General features: G+C 67.9%; 15 protein-coding genes. 8 read left to right on the top strand and 7 right to left on the bottom strand.

Annotated features, from left to right (window positions below):
- Positions 1 to 21: 21 nt before the first annotated feature.
- Entirely contained in the window at positions 22 to 918 is an 897-nt protein-coding gene (gene gcvA / locus MKD50_RS03115; RefSeq protein WP_115701483.1) for a transcriptional regulator GcvA, read from the bottom strand.
- Positions 919 to 1,111: 193 nt separating this feature from the next.
- On the opposite strand from gcvA, the gene MKD50_RS03110 reads away from it, so the two are divergent.
- Complete coding sequence (locus tag MKD50_RS03110) at positions 1,112 to 1,996, top strand: oxidoreductase (protein WP_252666348.1); 885 nt, start codon at positions 1,112 to 1,114, stop codon at positions 1,994 to 1,996.
- A gap of 201 nt (positions 1,997 to 2,197) precedes the next feature.
- Complete coding sequence (fusA, locus tag MKD50_RS03105; RefSeq protein WP_252666347.1) at positions 2,198 to 4,261, top strand: elongation factor G; 2,064 nt, start codon at positions 2,198 to 2,200, stop codon at positions 4,259 to 4,261.
- Between the two features lie 98 nt (positions 4,262 to 4,359).
- Here the strand turns inward: fusA and boxA are convergent, their stop codons facing one another.
- From boxA to MKD50_RS03085, 4 genes are all read right to left on the bottom strand, one after another.
- Complete coding sequence (gene boxA / locus MKD50_RS03100; RefSeq protein ID WP_252666346.1) at positions 4,360 to 5,640, bottom strand: benzoyl-CoA 2,3-epoxidase subunit BoxA; 1,281 nt, start codon at positions 5,638 to 5,640, stop codon at positions 4,360 to 4,362.
- 186 nt (positions 5,641 to 5,826) lie between these two features.
- Positions 5,827 to 7,254: a benzoyl-CoA 2,3-epoxidase subunit BoxB gene (gene boxB / locus MKD50_RS03095; protein ID WP_252666345.1), complete on the bottom strand. Its 1,428-nt coding sequence runs from the start codon at positions 7,252 to 7,254 to the stop codon at positions 5,827 to 5,829.
- Positions 7,255 to 7,299: 45 nt separating this feature from the next.
- The gene (gene boxC, locus MKD50_RS03090; protein WP_115701496.1) at positions 7,300 to 8,958 is read right to left on the bottom strand and encodes a 2,3-epoxybenzoyl-CoA dihydrolase; all 1,659 of its coding nucleotides are present in this window, start codon (positions 8,956 to 8,958) and stop codon (positions 7,300 to 7,302) included.
- A gap of 159 nt (positions 8,959 to 9,117) precedes the next feature.
- Positions 9,118 to 10,080, bottom strand: coding sequence for a helix-turn-helix transcriptional regulator (locus MKD50_RS03085; protein WP_252666344.1), 963 nt, complete (start codon positions 10,078 to 10,080; stop codon positions 9,118 to 9,120).
- An 89-nt stretch (positions 10,081 to 10,169) separates the two neighbouring features.
- On the opposite strand from MKD50_RS03085, the gene MKD50_RS03080 reads away from it, so the two are divergent.
- From MKD50_RS03080 to MKD50_RS03065, 4 genes are all read left to right on the top strand, one after another.
- On the top strand, positions 10,170 to 10,634 hold the full coding sequence (locus MKD50_RS03080; protein ID WP_252666343.1) for a DUF4863 family protein: 465 nt from the start codon (positions 10,170 to 10,172) through the stop codon (positions 10,632 to 10,634).
- Between the two features lie 8 nt (positions 10,635 to 10,642).
- On the top strand, positions 10,643 to 12,190 hold the full coding sequence (locus MKD50_RS03075) for a 3,4-dehydroadipyl-CoA semialdehyde dehydrogenase (RefSeq protein WP_252666342.1): 1,548 nt from the start codon (positions 10,643 to 10,645) through the stop codon (positions 12,188 to 12,190).
- 86 nt (positions 12,191 to 12,276) lie between these two features.
- On the top strand, positions 12,277 to 13,881 hold the full coding sequence (locus tag MKD50_RS03070) for a benzoate-CoA ligase family protein (protein WP_115701505.1): 1,605 nt from the start codon (positions 12,277 to 12,279) through the stop codon (positions 13,879 to 13,881).
- A 47-nt stretch (positions 13,882 to 13,928) separates the two neighbouring features.
- Positions 13,929 to 15,284, top strand: a complete 1,356-nt coding sequence (locus MKD50_RS03065; RefSeq protein WP_115701507.1) for an MFS transporter — start codon at positions 13,929 to 13,931, stop codon at positions 15,282 to 15,284.
- A gap of 102 nt (positions 15,285 to 15,386) precedes the next feature.
- On the opposite strand, the gene ycaC is transcribed toward MKD50_RS03065, so the two are convergent.
- Both ycaC and MKD50_RS03055 read right to left on the bottom strand, forming a co-directional pair.
- Complete coding sequence (gene ycaC / locus MKD50_RS03060; RefSeq protein WP_115701509.1) at positions 15,387 to 16,013, bottom strand: isochorismate family cysteine hydrolase YcaC; 627 nt, start codon at positions 16,011 to 16,013, stop codon at positions 15,387 to 15,389.
- Between the two features lie 86 nt (positions 16,014 to 16,099).
- Positions 16,100 to 16,777 carry an isochorismatase family protein gene (locus tag MKD50_RS03055; RefSeq protein ID WP_115701511.1) on the bottom strand — a complete coding sequence of 226 codons (678 nt, stop codon included), beginning with the start codon at positions 16,775 to 16,777 and terminating at the stop codon, positions 16,100 to 16,102.
- Between the two features lie 148 nt (positions 16,778 to 16,925).
- Between MKD50_RS03055 and MKD50_RS03050 the strand changes: the two genes are divergently transcribed.
- Positions 16,926 to 17,834: a LysR family transcriptional regulator gene (locus MKD50_RS03050; protein WP_240070947.1), complete on the top strand. Its 909-nt coding sequence runs from the start codon at positions 16,926 to 16,928 to the stop codon at positions 17,832 to 17,834.
- 452 nt (positions 17,835 to 18,286) lie between these two features.
- Positions 18,287 to 18,520, top strand: coding sequence for an isochorismatase (locus tag MKD50_RS03045; protein WP_115682814.1), 234 nt, complete (start codon positions 18,287 to 18,289; stop codon positions 18,518 to 18,520).
- Positions 18,521 to 18,620: the final 100 nt, after the last annotated feature.

Here is an 18,620-nt window from a genome sequence, read left to right as displayed (position 1 = left end):
CCTGCGCTTCAGCCCAGCGCTTCAACCCTGCGCTTCGAACTGCGCCAGCAGCCACTGCCGGAACACCGCCATGCTCGGGCTCTCCTTGCGGTCCGCCGGCGTCAGCAGGTAGTAGGTGAAATCGCCCATGTCCACGGTCTGGCGGAACGGCGCCACCAGCCGGCCCGCATCGAGGTCGGCCGCCACCAGGAAGCGCTGCGCCATCGCAAAGCCCTGGCCTTCGACCGCCGCCGCATAGGCCATGGCCGAGCTCTGGAAGGTCATGCCGCTGCGCGCGTCGACCGCCTTGTCGGCGCGCGCGGCTTTGAGCCAGTGGCTCCAGTCATCGGGCCGCGCGATCGAATGCAGCAAGGTCTGGTGCTGCAGGTCGGCGGCACGCTTCACCTTCGGCCCCGCGCCAAGCAGCGCCGGGCTGCACACCGGCACCAGGATGTTCGACACCAGCCGGTAGGCGTTGACGCCGTGCCACTTGCCGTCGCCCAGCCGGATGGCGCCATCGATATCTTCCCTGCGGAAGTCGACCGGATCGAGCGAGGCCGTCAGCAGCACCTCGATGCCGGGATTGGCGGCATGGAAACTCGACAGGCGCGGGATCAGCCAGCGCATGGCAAAGGTGGTATAGGCGCGCACCTTGAGCTGCCTGCGCCGGGCGCGCTTGCCCAGCCGGCGCGTGGCTTCGCGCAGGTCATCCATCGCCCGGGTCACGGCGCGGTAGTAGTCCTCGCCGGTTCGGGTCAGCGAGATCTGCCGGTGGCCGCGATGCAGCAACTGCACGCCCAGGCCCTGTTCGAGCGCGCGGATCTGCCGGCTGACGGCGCCAGGCGTGACGTGCAGCTCTTCGGCCGCGACGGTGATGCTGAGATGCCGCGCGGCGGCCTCGAAGGCGCGCAACGCGTTCAGTGGGGGCAGTTTGTCCATGCCGGCGAGTCTGCCATACGGTTGAGATTTGCTCAATCGAGGCGGACGCGAATCCATTGGCAACTCGCCGTTGCTATTTAAACGCCATTAGGGTGGCTAGTGTTGCGGGCTTCGCCAGCCTAAATTTGTCTCCGTGGCCCCCGCCATCCGACATCGCAGTCCAACACCACGCAAAACGCAAAGGAGATTCACCATGTCCGTCATCCAAACCCAAGCCATCCCTACCCACCCCGCCGGCACCAAGGTCTGGTTCATCACCGGCGCCTCGCGCGGCTTCGGCCTCGAGCTGACCCGCGCCGCGCTGGCCCGCGGCGACCGGGTGGTTGCCACGGCGCGCAATTCGCAGGCCGTCATCGGCGCCGTGGGCGAGCATGAACACCTGCTCGCGGTGGCGCTCGATGTCACCAGCGAAGACCAGGCGATCGCTGCTGCCGAGGCCGCGGTGGCGCGTTTCGGCCGCATCGACGTGCTGGTCAACAACGCCGGCTACGGCCTGCTGGGCGCGGTGGAAGAGGCCTCGGCCAGGGAGGTCGAGCAGCAGTTCGCCACCAATGTGTTCGGCGTGCTGGCGGTGACGCGCGCGGTGCTGCCGCAGATGCGCCGCCAGCGCAGCGGCCATATCGTCAATATCTCGTCGATCGGCGGCTATGCGGCGTATCCGGGCTGGGGCGTCTATGGCGCAACCAAGTTCGCGGTCGAAGGTCTGACCGAAGCGCTGTCGGCCGAGCTGGCGCCGCTGGGCATCCACGCCACGGTGGTCGAACCGGGCTTCTTCCGCACCGATTTCCTCGACGCCAGCTCGCTGGTGCGCGTCGGCACGGAGATCGGCGAGTATGCGGAGACGGTCGGCGCGATGCGCGCACACATGGCCTCGGCCAATCACCAGCAGCCCGGCGACCCGGCCCGGCTGGCCGCGGCCTTGCTCGCGCTTGCCGACAGCGACACACCGCCGGTGCGGCTGCCGCTGGGTTCCGACACGGTCGCCCGCATCGCCGACAAGCACCGCAAGGTGGAAGGCGAGCTGGCCGCGTGGCATGCGCTGGCGGTGTCGACCGACCACGCTGACGCGCGCGGCTGAGCCCGCGCCACACGCCACACGGTTTGCTGCACTGCAGCCAAGCCTGTGCGTCTCCAGAAGAGGCCGGCCGAGCGCCGGCCTCTTCACTTGAAGTCGCCCTTGCGTCGGGCATTGCACGGTATCGGCACGCATATATGTCGCTTCCGCCGAATTTCGCCAATAATGCCCTGAGAGTCATTGCCGGACGAACCGAGAGCCACCATGCACGAGAGTCCCGATGCCATCCGCACTGTCGCCCTGCTCGGGCACGCAGGAAGCGGCAAGACCTCGCTGGTCGAGGCGCTGCTGCACAAGGGCGGTGCGGTGCACACGCCTGGCAGCGTCGAACGCGGGTCCACCGTGTGCGACAACGATCCGCTCGAGCGCAAGTACAAACGCTCGCTCAGCGCCGCGGTTGCCCACCTGGACTACCGCGACACCCGCATCTACCTGATCGACACCCCGGGCTACCCGGACTTCTCCGGGCATGCCATCAGCGCGCTGGCCGCGGTCGAAACCGCGGCCATCGTCATCAATGCGCAGACCGGCATCGAGATGACCACGCGCCGCGCCATGGCGTGGGCGCAGGCGCGCCAGTTGTGCCGGATGATCATCATCAACGGCATCGACGGCGACAAGGTCGATCTGCCCGCGCTGCTGGCGGAAATCCAGGAGGCCTTCGGCAAGGAATGCCTGCCCATCAACCTGCCGGCCGGCCACGGCGGCAAGGTGGTCGACTGCTTCTTCAATCCGGCCGGCGAGTCGGATTTTTTATCGGTGGCATCGGCGCACGATGCGCTGATCGACCAGGTGATCGAAATCGACCCCGAGCTGATGGAGCTGTACCTGGAGCAAGGCGAGGCCATCACCCCGGAGCAACTGCACGCGCCGTTCGAGCGCGCGCTGCGCGAAGGCCACCTGGTGCCGATCTGCTTTACCTCCGCCGTCACCGGCGCCGGCATCGAGGCATTGCTGGACGTGTTCGTGCGGCTGCTGCCCAATCCCACTGAAGGCAACCCGCCGCTGTTCTACCGCTCCACCGGCGCGGACGCCGAGGGCACGGAACGGCGCCAGGCGGTGCGCGCCGAACCGGTGCCGGACAAGCATGTGCTGGCGCATGTGTTCAAGGTGGTGATCGATCCCTATGTCGGCAAGCTGGCGATCTTCCGCATCCACCAGGGCACGGTCACGCGCGACAGCCAGCTCTATATCGGCGAAGGCCGGCAGCCGTTCAAGGTGGCGCACCTGCTGCGGCTGCAAGGCAAGGAGACCCAGGAAGTGCCGCGCGCCGGCCCCGGCGATATCTGCGCCGTGGCCAAGGTCGACGAACTGGGCTTCGACGCGGTCCTGCACGATGCCACCGAGGACGGCAACATCCACCTGACCCCGCTGGAGTTCCCCACCCCCATCTATGGCCTGGCGATAGAGCCGGCGCGGCGCGGCAACGAGCAGCGCCTGGCCGAGGTCCTGCACAAGCTCAGCGCCGAGGACCCGTGCCTGCGCGTCGAGCATCCGGCCGGCACCAACGAGACCGTGGTGTTCGGCCTGGGCGAGTTCCACCTGCGCTGCGCGCTGGAGCGGCTGACCGATCAGTACAAGCTGGAAGTGGCAACGCGCCCGCCCAAGATCGCCTATCGCGAAACCATCGGCGCCAGGGCCGAAGGCCATCACCGGCACAAGAAGCAGACCGGCGGCGCCGGCCAGTTCGGCGAGGTGATGCTGCGCATCGAGCCGCTGGCGCGCGGCGCGGGCTTCGACTTTATCGATGCGGTCAAGGGTGGCGCGATTCCCGGGCAGTTTATTCCGGCGGTCGAGAAAGGCATCCGCCAGGCGCTGGACAGCGGCCCGCTGGCAGGATTTCCGATGCAGGACGTGCGCGTGACGGTGTACGACGGCAAGAGCCACCCGGTCGATTCCAAGGAAGTCGCGTTCGCCACCGCGGGGCGCAAGGCCTTTATCGACGCGGTGCTCAAGGCCAGGCCGAGCGTGCTCGAGCCGATCGTCGATATCGAGGTCACGGCGCCGGGCAGCGCCATGGGCGATATCATCGGCGACCTGTCGACCAAGCGCGGTCAGGTCCATGGCACGCGCACCGCGGCCGGCAATACGGTGATCGTCGCCGGGCAGGTGCCGCTGTCGGAGCTGAACGACTACCAGTCACGGCTGAACAGCATCACCGGCGGGCATGGCAGCTACACCATCCAGTTCAGCCACTACGACAACGTGCCGCCCGCGCAGCAGGAGAAGATGGCGGCGCGGCACAAGGCGCAGCCGGATACGGATTAGACGTACAGTCTTGGGGCATTGCGCACGCGCTTGATTACTCCCTCTCCCGCGCGCGGGAGAGGGGAGCAAACCGGCAGGGAGCCCGGGTCGGAGCAAGTTCAATACGTCTCCAGATGCAACCGCCCCTCCCGCTTCAACCTTTCGGCCACCCCCTCCCAATTCAACCCCGCCTGCTGCGCGACATCGCGCAGCGCCAGCACCACGCCCTCCTCCATGCTCTTGAGCCCGCAGACATAGAAGTACGTATCGGGTGAAGCCAGCAGCGCCGCCAGGTCCGCCGCACGCTCGCGCATCAGGTCCTGCACATAGCGCTTGGGCTGCCCCGGCGTGCGCGAGAACGCGAGGTTGATGTCGATGAAGTCCTTCGGCAGCTTTTGCAGCGGTCCGAAGTACGGCAGTTCCTGCTGCGTGCGCGCGCCAAAGAACAGCATCAGCTTGCCGCCGTCGAACTTGCCGGCCTTGCGCAGCCGCCGGCGCCATTCGGTCATCGCCCGCATCGGCGCGCTGCCGGTGCCCGTGCAGATCATCACGATATTCGAGCGCGGATGGTTGGGCATCAGGAAGCTGGCGCCGAACGGCCCGATCACTTCCACCTTGTCGCCGACCTTCAAATCACACATGTAGTTCGAGCCGACACCACGCACGGGATTGCCGTCGTGGTCCTGCAGCACGCGCTTGATGGTCAGCGACAGGTTGTTGTAGCCGGGGCGCTCGCCGTTGCGCGGACTGGCGACCGAATACTGGCGGGCATGGTGCGGTCGGCCGCCGGCGTCGGTACCCGGCGGCACGATGCCGATCGACTGGCCTTCCAGCACCGGGAACGGCGTGGTGCCGAAGTCCAGCACGATGTGGTGGGTATCGTATTCGCGGCCGACCTCGGTCACGCGCGCGTTGCCGGTGACGGTGGCGGTGATGGTCTTGGTGGGCGCCTTGGCGCCATACAGGTTGGTGTAGGCATGCGCGGCGGACCACGGCGGCACGGTGGCGCCATAGCGGGCACTGTTGAAGGCTTCCTCGGCGGTGCCGGCCAGCGGCGATGCCACGGGCAGCGCCGGCGCTGCCGACTGCATGTCGGCGCCAGGGGCCAGGTCGGCGAGCTGCTCCGGCGACAGTTCGTCCGGCAGGGCGTCCCAGGTCAGCTGCTCGTCGACGCTATAGGCGCGCAGCTTGGGCACGTCGCGCCAGTTGTCGATCGATCCCGTCGGACACGGGGAAATGCAGGCCATGCACAGGTTGCACTTGTCGGCATCGACTACGTAATTGCGCGAGTCGTGCGTGATCGCACCCATCGGGCAGGTGGCTTCGCAGGTGTTGCAGCGGATGCAGATCTCGGGATCGATCAGGTGCTGCTTGATGACTTGAATTTCTGCCATGTCCATGGCGGTCTCCAGAATCAGAGGGCTTCCAGGGCGTATAGTCCGTGCCCGCGGTGTTCCCCTCTCCCCTCAGGGGAGAGGGCAGGGTGCGGGGTGGTTGAAGCACCGGCGCTTCGTTGATGCTCCCGCCCTCACCCCCGCCCCTCTCCCGCATGCGGGAGAGGGAGCAAACCCGCAGGAAGGCTCGCCTCAGTTAAACCGCACGTACTCGAAATCCACCGGCTGCCGGTTGATACCCATCACCGGCGGCGCGATCCAGTTGGCGAACTTGCCGGGCTCGACCACGCGGCCCATCAGGCTGGCGACGAAGGCGCGGTCGCCGTCGGTAGGCAGCCACTGGTCGCGGAAGTCGCGCCATTCGGCGTCGGAGATCACGCGGCCGTCGGGCGATACCTTGACCCCGGCGAGCGCACCGATATTGCGGTGGAACGCCTTGTGCGGCACCTTCAGGCGGAACGGGATGCCGGCCTTGTCGATGACCTTGTTCCAGCGCTCGATGCCGGCCATGCTGTCCTTGATGTAGTCGTCGCGCAGCACCTCGTTGAGCGCGTTCAGCATCGGCACCTCTTTCTCGGTCAGCTGGCCGTTCTGCGCCTGCAGCACGCGATAGGTCTGGCCCTTGAGCACGTGGTCGTCCGTGCGCTTGCCTTCTTCGTAGCGGCCCTTCAGCCCGGTGCTGTAAAAGGTGGCGGCGTTGCTCGACTCATCCGCGCCGAACAGGTCGATGGTGACGCTGTAATGGAAGTTCAGATAGCGCTGGATGGTAGGCAGGTCGATCACGCCGGCGGCGCGCAGCTTTGCCGGATCGTCGCTCTTAAGTTCGTTCATGACCTGGCAGGTGCGCTGGATCACGCGCGACACGCCACTCTCGCCGACAAACATATGGTGCGCTTCCTCGGTCAGCATGAACTTGGTGGTACGCGCGAGCGGGTCGAAGGCGCTCTCGGCCAGCGCGCACAGCTGGAACTTGCCGTCGCGGTCGGTGAAGTAGGTGAACATGAAGAACGACAGCCAGTCGGGCGTCTGTTCGTTGAACGCCTGCAGGATACGCGGGTTGTCCTGCTGGCCGCTGCGGCGCTCCAGCAGCGCCTCGCCCTCTTCGCGGCCGTCGCGGCCGAAGTACTTGTGCAGCAGGTAGACCATGGCCCACAGGTGGCGGCCCTCTTCCACGTTCACCTGGAACAGATTGCGCAGGTCGTACATGCTGGGCGCGGTCAGGCCGAGATGGCGCTGCTGCTCCACCGATGCCGGCTCGGTATCGCCCTGCGTCACGATGATGCGGCGCAGGTTGGCGCGATATTCCCCGGGAATGTCCTGCCACGCGTCCTCGCCCTTGTGGTCGCCGAAGTGGATCTTGCGGTTGGCCTCGGCCGGGTTCAGGAAGATGCCCCAGCGGTAGTCCGGCATCTTGACGTGGCCGAAATGGGCCCAGCCCTGCGGATCGACGCTGATCGCGGTGCGCAGGTAGATATCGTGCTGGTGCGAACCTTCCGGGCCCATGTCGTTCCACCAGCTAAGGTAGTTGGGCTGCCACTGCTCGAGCGCGCGCTGCAGGGTGCGGTCTTCACTGAGGTTGACGTTGTTGGGGATCTTGTCGCTGTAGTTGATGCCGGACATGGTGGTCTCCTGGGGAGGACGATTCGGTTGTCGTTAGCTGCGGGATCAGACGCGGTTCCAGTCGAAGGCGGCCTTGTCGCCCTTGCCATAGACCTTCAGCGCGCCCTTGTCGCCGACCGCGTTGGGGCGCTGGAAGATCCAGTTCTGCCACGCGGTCAGGCGGCCGAAGATGCGCGTGAACATGTTTTCCTGGCCGTTGAAGCGCAGGTTGGCTTCCATGCCGGTGAGCGCATCGGGCGACATCGCCACGCGCTCTTCCAGCGCGATGCGCACTTCGTCGGTCCAGTCGATGTCGTCGGGGTTGGCGGTGACCAGGCCCAGCGCCCAGGCGGCATCGGCATCGAGCGGCTGGCCGGCCCTGGCGCGCACGGCATCGAGCGCCGGTTGCTCGTCGTAGAAGCGCCGTCCCAGGCGGCTCTGGCCGGTGGCCATCGGGTACAGGCCGAAGTTCACGTCCGCCACGGTGATCTTCGGCGCGCGCGCCTCGTCGTCGGGCAGCGCCAGGTGGTAGCTGCGGTCGCACGCCAGCGCCAGTTCCAGGAAGGTGCCGGCAAAGCAGGAATCGGGCTCGATCAGCGCGAACAGGCTGCGCGACGACACGTCCAGGCGGCTCAGCGTGCGACGCAGCAGGCCGATGGTTTCGCGCACGAACCAGTGGTCCTGGTGCGCCAGCAGCGTGGCGTCGGTGGCCAGCACCGCGGTGGCGTCGCCGCTGGTCTTGATCAGCCAGGTGCCGATGTCGAGTTCGTTGGTACGCATCGACAGGATCGCGTCTTCCAGCTCGCGCGCCAGTTGCAGCGGGTACCAGCCGGCGCCGGCTTGTACGATATCGTCGAGGTTCTGCGGCTGCGGCCCCGTCGGCGCCTTGACCGTGAAGGTGGCGGTGCGGCCGGCGCGGTCGATCTCGACCGTGACGTGCTTATAGCGCAGCGCATCTGCTTCGATCACGCGCTCGATCGGGGCGAGCGCGACGCCTTGCGCATCGGCCGGGCGGTCGCTCTGCGCGGCCAGCGCCAGCGCGCGTTCCCGCACCTTCTGCGCAAACACCGCGGGCTTGGCGATATCGTCGACCAGGCGCCAGTCCTTGGCGCGCTGGCCGCGCACGCCTTCGGTGGTGGTGCAGAAGATATCGGCGAGGTCATGGCGCACATGGCGCTTGTCGGTGACGCGGGTCAGGCCGCCGGTGCCCGGCAGCACGCCCAGCAGCGGCACTTCCGGCAGGCTCACCGCCGACGAGCGGTCGTCGACCAGCAGGATCTCGTCGCAGGCCAGCGCCAGCTCATAGCCGCCGCCGGCGCAGGCGCCGTTGACCGCGGCCAGGAACTTCAGGCCGCTGTGCGCTGAGGAATCCTCGATGCCGTTGCGGGTCTCGTTGGTGAACTTGCAGAAATTGACCTTCCACGCATGGCTGCTGACGCCGAGCATGAAGATATTGGCGCCGGAGCAGAACACCTTGTCCTTGCCGCTGGTGATGACCACGGTGCGCACTTCGGGATGCTCGAACCGAATGCGGTTGAGCGCGTCGTTCAGTTCGATGTCGACGCCGAGGTCGTAGCTGTTGAGCTTGAGCTTGTAGCCGGGGCACAGGCCGGCGTTCTCGTCGATGTCCACCGCCAGTGTGGCGACGGGGCCGTCGAAGGCCAGCTTCAGGTGCTTGTATTGGGCGGGATCGGTCTGGTAGTCGACGCGGGGGGCGGTGGTCACGGCGGGGTCTCCTCAGCGAAACTGCACTATCGTGCATCAACGGGTCTCTGGTTGAAAGAACTATAATTCGTCAAACAGATTTTCCGCAAGCACTATTGTGCAGATTTCAGAAGGCGTGATCGCCGATGCCCTCCGTCTCCGCTGATTGAGGCAGCGCCGTCACACCGGCATGCGCAACGCCTCCCGCACCAGCCCGCGCAGCTGGGCAAAGGTGGCGTCGAGCGGCTGCGCGCTGGTATCCAGCGAGAATTCCGCCTTGGAATAGAAAGCGGCGCGGCCGGCCAGGATCTGGCGCAGGTCTTCCATGGCCTCCTTGCTGGCCGCCATCGGGCGGAAGTCACCCTGCGCCCGCACCCGCTCCATATGGTGTTCCGGCTCGGCCTGCAGCCAGACCGTGGTGCAATGGGCCAGCAGCAGGTTGAAGGTGGCCGGGTCCGACACCAGCCCCCCGGGCGTGGCGATCACGGCTTCGGGGTAGATCTGGATGGCCTCTTCCACCGCCCGGCGCTCATAGCGGCGGTAGGCATTCATGCCGTACAGCCCCTGGATCTCGGCAATGCTGCAGCCGGCGAACTTCTCGATCTCGCGGCTCAGCTCCACGAAAGGGAAATCCAGGTCTTCGGCCAGCATCCCGCCCAGCGTGGTCTTGCCGGCGCCGCGCAGGCCGATCAGCGCCACGCGCGGGCTGCGCGCGCCCTGGACCGCGTTCTCGCCGCCGGTGCCCAGCATCTCGCCCACGGCAATGCGCACGCGCCGCAGCGTGGCTTCGTCGCGGTGCTCCAGCAGCTCGCGCAACAGGATCCACTCCGGCGACGACGTGGTGACGTCGCCCAGCAGCCCGGCCAGCGAGCACTGCAGCGCCTCGGCCACGTGCTGCAGCACCAGGATGGAGGCGTTGCCGCTGCCGTATTCCAGGTTGGCGAGATGACGCTCGGAGACGCCGGCCGCCTGCGCGGCGGCCTTGCGGGTCAGGCCGCGGCAGGCGCGCTGCGCGCGCACGCGCTCGCCCAGGGACACCAGGAAAGGGTTCTTCTCCGGCCCGTTGGCCGCCGCGTCGCTTGAACCATGCTGCAGTTCCCCATCCGGGGTTAACCCAGATTCATGCAATATAGTGCTTGACATGACTTCACCGCGGCTCTATTTTTCATACATGCACAATAATGCATGATGCCGGTGAAGGCAACCGGCGCATCAGACGGAGCCCCCGCCCTATGTCCCCAACCGAATTTCGCAGCCAGATCGCGCGGCTCACCGCGCAACTGGCCGGCCGCCCGCTCGACGCGGCGCTTGATGACTGGCTCAACGCCGAGCACGGCGCCGGCAGCCCCACCTACCAGCAACTGCTGGCGTCATGCCAGGCCGGCGTGGCCGACGGCTGGCTGTGCGACCGCGACGGCGGCGGCATCCGCTACGGCCGCGTCTTCAAGCCTGCCGACGACCTGCACGGCTTTTCGGTCGACGTGGTCGACATGAACGACATCGCCGGCCCGCACCACACCCATCCCGAGGGCGAGATCGACCTGATCATGCCGCTCGACCGCGACGCGCGCTTCGACGGCCGCCCCGCCGGCTGGCTGGTGTGCCCGCCGGGCAGCGCCCATCGCCCCACCGTCAGCAACGGCCGCGCGCTGGTGCTGTACCTGCTGCCGCAAGGCCGCATCGACTTCACGCGCTGAGATCCACAATGACCGAACTCCTTTCCAATTACCTCGGCGGCACCTGGCAGCATGGCAGCGGTGGCGGCACCGCGCTGTTCGACCCGGTGCTCGGCAACGAACTGGTGCGCGTCGACGCCACTGGCCTGGACCTGGCGGCCGGTTTCGCCTTCGCCCGCGAGCAGGGCGGCGCCGCGCTGCGCGCGCTGAGCTACCGGCAACGCGCCGCGCTGCTGGCCGAGGTAGTCAAGGTGCTGCAGGCCCATCGCGATGCCTATTACGACATCGCCACCGCCAACAGCGGCACCGTGCGCAACGACTCCGCGGTCGACATCGATGGCGGCATCTTCACGCTGGGCACTTACGCACGGCTCGGCGAAACCCTCGGCGACCGGCATCACTTGCCGGACGGCGAAGCGGCCCGGCTGGGCAAGGACCCGTTGTTCCAGTCGCAGCACGTGCTGGTGCCCACGCGCGGCGTGGCGCTGTTTATCAATGCCTTCAACTTCCCCGCGTGGGGCCTGTGGGAGAAGGCCGCGCCGGCGCTGCTGGCTGGCGTGCCGGTGATCGTCAAGCCCGCTACCGCGACGGCCTGGCTGACCCAGCGCATGGTGCGCGACGTGGTCGAGGCCGGGATACTGCCGGCGGGCGCGCTGTCGGTGGTGTGCGGCAGCGCCGCTGGGCTGCTGGACGCGCTGCAGCCGTTCGACGTGGTCTCGTTCACCGGTTCGGCCGACACCGCCGCGGTGATCCGCTCGCATCCGGCCATCGCCCGGCGCTCGGTGCGCGTGAACATCGAAGCGGACAGCATCAATGCCGCCGTGCTGCTGCCGCAGGATGGCCCCGGCAGTGCTGCCTTCGACCTGCTGGCGAAGGAAGTCGTGCGCGAGATGACGGTCAAGTCCGGCCAGAAATGCACCGCGATCCGGCGCATATTCGTGCCCGAGGCCCTGTACGCCCAGGCCGCCGAGGCCATCGGCGCGCGCCTGTCGAAGGTAACCGTGGGCAACCCGCGCCACGACTCGGTACGCATGGGCGCACTGGTCAGCCGCGCGCAGTTCGACGCGGTGCAGGCGGGGCTGGCCGAGTTGCGTACGCACGCGCAGGTGCTGCATGACGGCGCGCGCCAGCCGCTGGTCGATGCCGACCCGGCGGTGGCCTGCTGCATCGGCCCGACGCTGCTGGGCGTGACCGATGCCGACGCGGCCGCCGCGGTGCACGACACCGAAGTGTTCGGCCCGGTCGCCACGCTGCTGCCCTTCCGGGATACCGCCCATGCCCTCGACCTGGTGCGCCGTGGCCAGGGCTCGCTGGTGGCCTCGCTCTATGGCAGCGACGCGGCCGCGCTCGGCGCCGCCGCGCTGGAGCTGGCAGACAGCCATGGGCGCGTGCATGTGATATCGCCCGACGTGGCGCAGCTGCACACCGGCCACGGCAACGTCATGCCGCAATCGCTGCACGGCGGCCCGGGCCGCGCGGGCGGCGGCGAAGAGCTGGGCGGACTGCGCGCCCTGCACTTCTATCACCGCCGCTGCGCCATCCAGGCCAGCACGGCAGTGCTCGGCACCCTGGCCTGAGCGAACCGCCCCACCCGCATTCTCGCGCCGCCACATCCGCATGGCGGCGCGCGGCACACCGTACATCAGCAACGGGGAGACAACCCATGAACGCCACGCCCGCAGCGCCACCGGCCCCGCCACCCGGCGCGACCTTCAATTTTGCCGCGCACCTGCTTGCCTGCAACGCCGGCCGACCCGGCAAGCTGGCTTATCTCGACGACGACGGCCAGCTCACCTATGGCGAACTCGGGCTGCAGGTGCGGCGCCTGGCCGCGGCACTGCTCGCTGCCGGCATCCGCCGCGAAGAGCGCGTGCTGCTGCTGATGCACGACTGCACCGACTGGCCGGTCTGCTTCCTCGGCGCGATGTACGCCGGCATCGTTCCCGTGGCCGTCAACACCCTGCTCACCGCCGACGACTACGCCTACATGCTGCAGCACAGCCGTGCGCAGGCGGTGCTGGTGTCGGCGGCGCTGTTGCCGGTGTTGCAGGATGCGCTGGCACGTCCGGGGCATGAGGTGCGGCAGGTGCTGGTATCGCGTGCACAGGCACCGCTGCCCGAGGGCATGGCCACGCTGGACGCGGTGCTCGCCGCGCAGGCGCCGCTGCCGGCGCCCGCCGCCACCGGATGCGACGATCCCGGCTTCTGGCTCTATTCGTCCGGATCGACCGGCCAGCCCAAGGGCGTGGTGCACAGCCACGGCAACCCGTACTGGACCGCGGCGCTCTATGCCGGGCCGGTGCTCGGCCTCACCGAGCAGGATGTGTGCTTCTCCGCGGCCAAGCTGTATTTCGCCTACGGGCTGGGCAACGGCCTCAGCTTCCCGCTCAGCGTCGGCGCCACGGTGGTACTGATGGCCGAGCGGCCCACGCCCGATGCCACCTTCCGCCGCTGGCTGCAGCACCAGCCCACGGTGTTCTTCGGCGCGCCGACCGGCTATGCCGGCCTGCTCGCATCGCCGGCGCTGCCGGCCCGCGCCGAGGTCGCGCTGCGGCTGTGCTCGTCGGCCGGCGAAGCGCTGCCGGCGGACCTCGGCGAGCGTTTCACCGCGCATTTCGGCTGCGAGATCATCGACGGCATCGGCTCCACCGAGATGCTGCATATCTTCCTGTCCAACCGTCCCGGCCAGGTGCGCTACGGCACCACCGGCTGGCCGGTGCCGGGCTACACCATCGAGCTGCGCGACGAGGACGGTCGCCCCGTGCCCGACGGCGAGATCGGCGACCTGTATATCCAGGGCCCCAGCGCGGCGATGATGTACTGGGCCAACCGCGAGAAGTCGCGCGAGACCTTCCGCGGCGGCTGGACCAAGAGCGGCGACAAATACGTGCGCAACCCCGACGGCAGCTACAGCTACGCCGGCCGCAGCGACGACATGCTCAAGGTCAGCGGCATCTATGTGTCGCCGTTCGAGGTCGAGGCCACGCTGGTGCAGCATCCCGCGGTACTGGAGGCCGCGGTGATCGGCGTGCCCGACCAGGACGGGCTGGTCAAGACCAAGGCCTTCGTGGTGCTGAAGGCCGGCGCGCAGCTGGGCGAGAGCGAACTGAAGGCCTTCGTCAAGGAACGCCTGGCTGCCTGGAAGTATCCGCGCACGATCGCCTTCGTCGAGGCGCTGCCCAAGACCGCCACCGGCAAGATCCAGCGCTTCATGCTGCGCGAACGAGAACTGCAGGCCGCCGCAGAGCGTGCCGCCGCGGTGGCGTGAGCGGCAACGCCGCCCCTGCCGCCACCCCAACCATCCGGAGACAAACCATGCGTCAGATCGATGTCCACCAGCTGGCCGACACGGCCCGCTTCAACCGCTTCCATGCGCTGATCCTGTTCTGGTGCGCGCTGATCATCATCTTCGACGGCTATGACCTGGCCGTGGCCGGCATCGCGCTGCCGTCGATCATGAAGGAGATGGGCGTGAGCGCCACCAGCGCGGGCTTCATGGTCAGCTCGGCGCTGTTCGGCATGATGTTCGGCGCGATCTTTCTCGGCACCGTGGCCGACCGCATCGGACGCCGGCGCGCCATTGCCGTCTGCATCGCGCTGTTCAGCGTGTTCACCGCGGCGGCGGGCCTGACCAGCGACCCCGTCAGCTTCAGCGTGACGCGCTTCCTGGCGGGGCTGGGCATCGGCGGCGTGATGCCCAACGTGGTGGCGCAGATGACGGAGTATTCGCCGCGCAAGCTGCGCGGCACGCTGGTGACGCTGATGTTCAGCGGCTATTCGGTCGGCGGCATGCTGGCCGCGCTGCTGGGCAAGGGGCTGATCGAAAGCTACGGCTGGCAGTCGGTGTTCTTCGCCGCCGGCCTGCCGGTGGTGCTGATCCCGCTGGTGCTGCGCGCGCTGCCGGAGTCGATGCCCTACCTGATCCGCACCGGCCAGACCGCCGCGCTGCAATCCGTGGTATCGCGCCTGGTGCCGTCGCATCGCGCGCAAGTCGGCGACGTCTTTACGCTGGCTGCGGACGACAAGGCCGGCAGCACGCCGATCCGCCGCCTGTTCCAGGACGGCCGCGGCGTCAGCACGGTGATGTTCTGGGTCGCGTTCTTCATGTGCCTGTTCATGGTGTACGCGCTCAGCTCGTGGCTGGCCAAGCTGATGGCGGGCGCGGGCTACAGCCTGGGCTCGGCGCTGACCTTCGTGCTGGTGCTGAACTTCGGCGCGATGCTGGGCGCCATCGGCGGCGGCTGGCTGGCCGACCGCCTGCCGATCAAGCACGTGCTGATCGGCATGTATGCGCTGGCGGCGGTGTCGATCACGCTGCTGGGCTATCCGATGCCGAGCGCCGCGCTGTTCGTGGTGGTGGGCCTGGCGGGCGCGTCCACCATCGGCACGCAGATCGTCACCTACGCCTACGCGGGCCAGTTCTACCCGATGGCGGTGCGCGGCACCGGCATCGGCTGGGCCTCCGGCGTGGGCCGCAGCGGCGCCATCCTGGCGCCGATCGTGATCGGCGTGCTGGTGGGGATGTCACTGCCGCTGCAGCAGAACTTCATGGCGATGGCGATCCCGGCGGTGATCGCGGCGGGTGCCGTGTCGATGATCAATCACCGCAAGTCGGCCTCGGCGCAGGCGGATGTCGCTGCGCCGGTGCGGGCGGCGGTGCGGGAGGCCTGAGGGAAATTGCTTGCGACCTGAGTCCTGCCGCATGCCCATTGTTTGCTCCCTCTCCCGCTGGCGGGAGAGGGCGCGAACCAGCAGCTTGCCAAAGCGCGTTGCCTACTTCCCGCCCTTCACCGTCGTATAGGCCGTGATCAGGTTGCGGTAGTCCGGGATATGGTTCGAGAACAGCGTGCCCAGGCCTTCGATGTCGTTGCGCCAGTCACGGTGCAGTTCGCAGGCCACGCCGAACCACGTCATCAGCTGCGCACCGGCTTCCGCCATCCGGTGCCAGGCCGAATCGCGCGTGATTTCGTTGAAGGTGCCCGAGGCATCGGTCACGACGAACACTTCAAACCCCTCCTCGATCGCCGCCAGCGCCGGGAACGCCACGCAAACTTCCGTGACCACGCCGGCGATCAGCAACTGCTTCTTGCCGGTGCCGCGCACGGCCGCGACGAAGTCTTCGTTGTCCCAGGCGTTGATCTGGCCAGGGCGTGGAATGAACGGCGCATCGGGGAACATGGCCTTGAGCTCGGGCACCAGCGGTCCGTTGGGGCCATCCTCGAAGCTGGTGGTCAGCACCGTCGGCAGCTTGAAGTACTTGGCCAGGTCGGCCAGCGCCAGCACGTTGTTCTTGAACTTGTCGGGCTCGATGTCCCGCACCAGCGACAGCAGGCCGGCCTGGTGGTCGACCATCAGCACGGCGGCCTGGGTCTTGTCCAGGCGCTTGTAGGGCTTACTCATGGCGCGCTCCTGTGGAGAAATTGCGGGCGCGGCCAGGGATCCCTTGCCGCGCCCGCGTTGAGAGGCAGTGCCTACAGGTTAGGACGTTAACGCTGGGAGTCCAGTACCTCGTGCTTCTTCTCGACTTCCTGCGCCTTCATGTAGCTTTCGATCAGCAGCTGGTAGGCCGGGAAGATCCTGGTATAGACCTCGGCCCATTGCTGCGCGTCCGGGCGGTTCCAGCTCTGCTGCAGCTCCGACGCCACCGCGGCGGTGTCCATCGGCACCACGCCGGCCTGGACGATGCGCGCCAGCGTGATTTCCTGCGCCATCTTGGAATAGGTGCCCGAGGCGTCGACCACCGCGAACACCTTGTAGCCGTCAGCGACCGCGCTGATCGATGGGAACGCCATGCACACGCTGGTGATGGTGCCGGCGATGATCAGGGTCTTCTTGCCGGTTTCGCGCACGGCGGCGACGAAGTCGGGGTTGTCCCAGGCATTGATCTCGCCCTTGCGCGCGACGTATCTGGCATGCGGCGCGTTTTCGTGGATCTCCGGGATGAGCGGGCCGTTGGGACCCTGCGGCACCGAAGCGGTGGTGATCACCGGCAGCTTGCACAGCGTTGCCATCCTGGCCAGGGCGGCGGCGCGCAGGCGCAGCTCGGGCATCGGCATGTCGCCCACGGTCTGGAACAGGCCACTCTGGTGGTCGATCAGCAGCATTGCCGTATCGGCGGGATCGATGGCCGGACGCTTGCCGTTGAAATTGGCGGGTGTGGTCATTGGGCATTCTCCTATGCGGTTGGCAAAACCGGCGGACCGGACCATCCGGAACCGACCGTGTTGCGGAAGCATAGGACTTGGCAAATCCGCCCGGTAGACCGGAAAATCTGCCCTCAGCGTCCTACTGGCAGGACGACAGGAGCGGCCGTTGCATCCGGATCTCAATGACCTGTACTACTTCGCGCAGGTGGTCGACCACCAGGGCTTTGCCCCGGCCGGCCGCGTGCTGGGCATTCCCAAGTCCAAGCTCAGCCGGCGCGTGGCGTTGCTGGAAGAGCGCCTGGGCGTGCGCCTGATCCAGCGCTCGACGCGGCGCTTCTCCGTAACCGAGCTGGGACAGACCTATTACGCCCACTGCAAGGCCATGCTGGTCGAGGCCGAGGCCGCCGAGAGCGCGATCGAGCAAAGCCGCGCCGAGCCCAGCGGGCTGGTGCGCATGACCTGCCCGGTGGCCCTGCTGCATGCGCACGTGGGCGAGATGGTTGCCGACTTCATGGCGGCCAATCCCAAGGTGATCGTGCACCTGGAGGCCACCAACCGGCGCGTCGACGTGGTGGCCGAGGGCATCGACCTGGCCGTGCGCGTGCGCGTGCCGCCACTGGAAGACAGCGACCTGGTGATGCGCGTGCTGTCCCAGCGCGCCTGGAGCTTTGTCGCCAGCCCGGCGCTGCTGGACCGGCACGGACCGCTGCTGGCGCCGGCGGACCTGAACGCCCTGCCCACGCTGGACCTGGGCCCGCCGCGCCCGTCGCACACCTGGTCGCTGTACGGGCCCGGCGGCGCCAGCGCCGACCTGCACCACAAGCCCCGGCTGGTCACCGACGACATGATCATGCTGCGCACCGCGGCGGTGGCCGGCGCCGGCGTCGTGCAGCTGCCGGTGATGATGATGACCGACGAGCTGCGCGATGGCCGCCTGGTCAAGGTGCTGCCGGAATGGTCGGTCAAGGGCGGCGTGATCCACGTCGTGTTTCCGTCGCGGCGCGGGCTGCTGCCGTCGGTGCGCGAACTGATCGATTTCCTGTCGCAGCGCTTCGCGCAGATCAGCGAATCCTGAGACCGGCGGCGCGCCCCGCGCCACGGGCAGTGGCCGTCACGCGGGCGGCCGTGGCCCGGAAGTGGTATCATCCACGTTCCCATGTACAGACCGGATCGGCAACGCCCGCCTTCTGTGCATCTGCCGCAGACACTCTCTGCTTGTAAGCACTTCCGTAGCGGCATATCAGGCGCAAACCCGGGTCGACACCCGGTGCGTCCTCGGGCCCACAGCCCATCACCCTTTTCCGACCAGCGGCTGGTCCGCTCCGCGACGATCGCCCGTACCCCCGGTACGCCGGCGCCCCGGCTTGCGCAGGCATGGTCCACTTCACGCCAGATGCAACGCCCGTGCTGGCGCGCGGGCCCGATGCTGGCACATCGCAACGGCTGACGGCCGCCACCGCGCCACGCGCCGCATCGGCATGCCGATGCCCACGCTGCCGACGGCCGCGCCCAAGAACAGGTAACCCATTGAATCGAGTCAACTCCATCCAGCACAGCCCTTATACCGTTTCCGTCTATCCGATCGAGCAGGAACCCGGCCTCTGGTTCGCGACCTACATGATTGCGGAATACCGCAACGGCGCCGAACGCATCGTGGCCAACGTGGCCATGCGCCATGACACCCACCGCTCCGAAGCCCGCGCCAGGCAGGCAGCGCGCCGCGCGGGCGAACATGCCGCGGCGCGCCTGCGCCAGCAGTAGGCCGCGCCGCAAGCCGCCTCGTCAGTCCCATCCCATCGGTCCGCCACTATCCGGCTGGCCGCCACCACGGCACGCGCGCAAGCCGCGCGGCTACAGCAAG

The organism is Cupriavidus mimosae (assembly GCF_023952485.1).
In the GTDB taxonomy this organism is placed as follows: Bacteria; Pseudomonadota; Gammaproteobacteria; order Burkholderiales; family Burkholderiaceae; genus Cupriavidus; species Cupriavidus taiwanensis_C.
Note: the sequence above shows the minus strand (reverse complement) of the source record. Positions and strands in the feature narration are given on the sequence as shown.

Excerpts from the sequence above, each read along its gene's own strand:
- gcvA (WP_115701483.1), bottom strand. The coding sequence starts at position 918 with ATGGACAAACTGCCCCCACTGAACGCGTTGCGCGCCTTCGAGGCCGCC.
- MKD50_RS03110 (WP_252666348.1), top strand. The coding sequence starts at position 1,112 with ATGTCCGTCATCCAAACCCAAGCCATCCCTACCCACCCCGCCGGCACC.
- fusA (WP_252666347.1), top strand. The coding sequence starts at position 2,198 with ATGCACGAGAGTCCCGATGCCATCCGCACTGTCGCCCTGCTCGGGCAC.
- boxA (WP_252666346.1), bottom strand. The coding sequence starts at position 5,640 with ATGGACATGGCAGAAATTCAAGTCATCAAGCAGCACCTGATCGATCCC.
- boxB (WP_252666345.1), bottom strand. The coding sequence starts at position 7,254 with ATGTCCGGCATCAACTACAGCGACAAGATCCCCAACAACGTCAACCTC.
- MKD50_RS03085 (WP_252666344.1), bottom strand. The coding sequence starts at position 10,080 with ATGTCAAGCACTATATTGCATGAATCTGGGTTAACCCCGGATGGGGAA.
- MKD50_RS03080 (WP_252666343.1), top strand. The coding sequence starts at position 10,170 with ATGTCCCCAACCGAATTTCGCAGCCAGATCGCGCGGCTCACCGCGCAA.
- MKD50_RS03075 (WP_252666342.1), top strand. The coding sequence starts at position 10,643 with ATGACCGAACTCCTTTCCAATTACCTCGGCGGCACCTGGCAGCATGGC.
- MKD50_RS03070 (WP_115701505.1), top strand. The coding sequence starts at position 12,277 with ATGAACGCCACGCCCGCAGCGCCACCGGCCCCGCCACCCGGCGCGACC.
- MKD50_RS03065 (WP_115701507.1), top strand. The coding sequence starts at position 13,929 with ATGCGTCAGATCGATGTCCACCAGCTGGCCGACACGGCCCGCTTCAAC.
- ycaC (WP_115701509.1), bottom strand. The coding sequence starts at position 16,013 with ATGAGTAAGCCCTACAAGCGCCTGGACAAGACCCAGGCCGCCGTGCTG.
- MKD50_RS03055 (WP_115701511.1), bottom strand. The coding sequence starts at position 16,777 with ATGACCACACCCGCCAATTTCAACGGCAAGCGTCCGGCCATCGATCCC.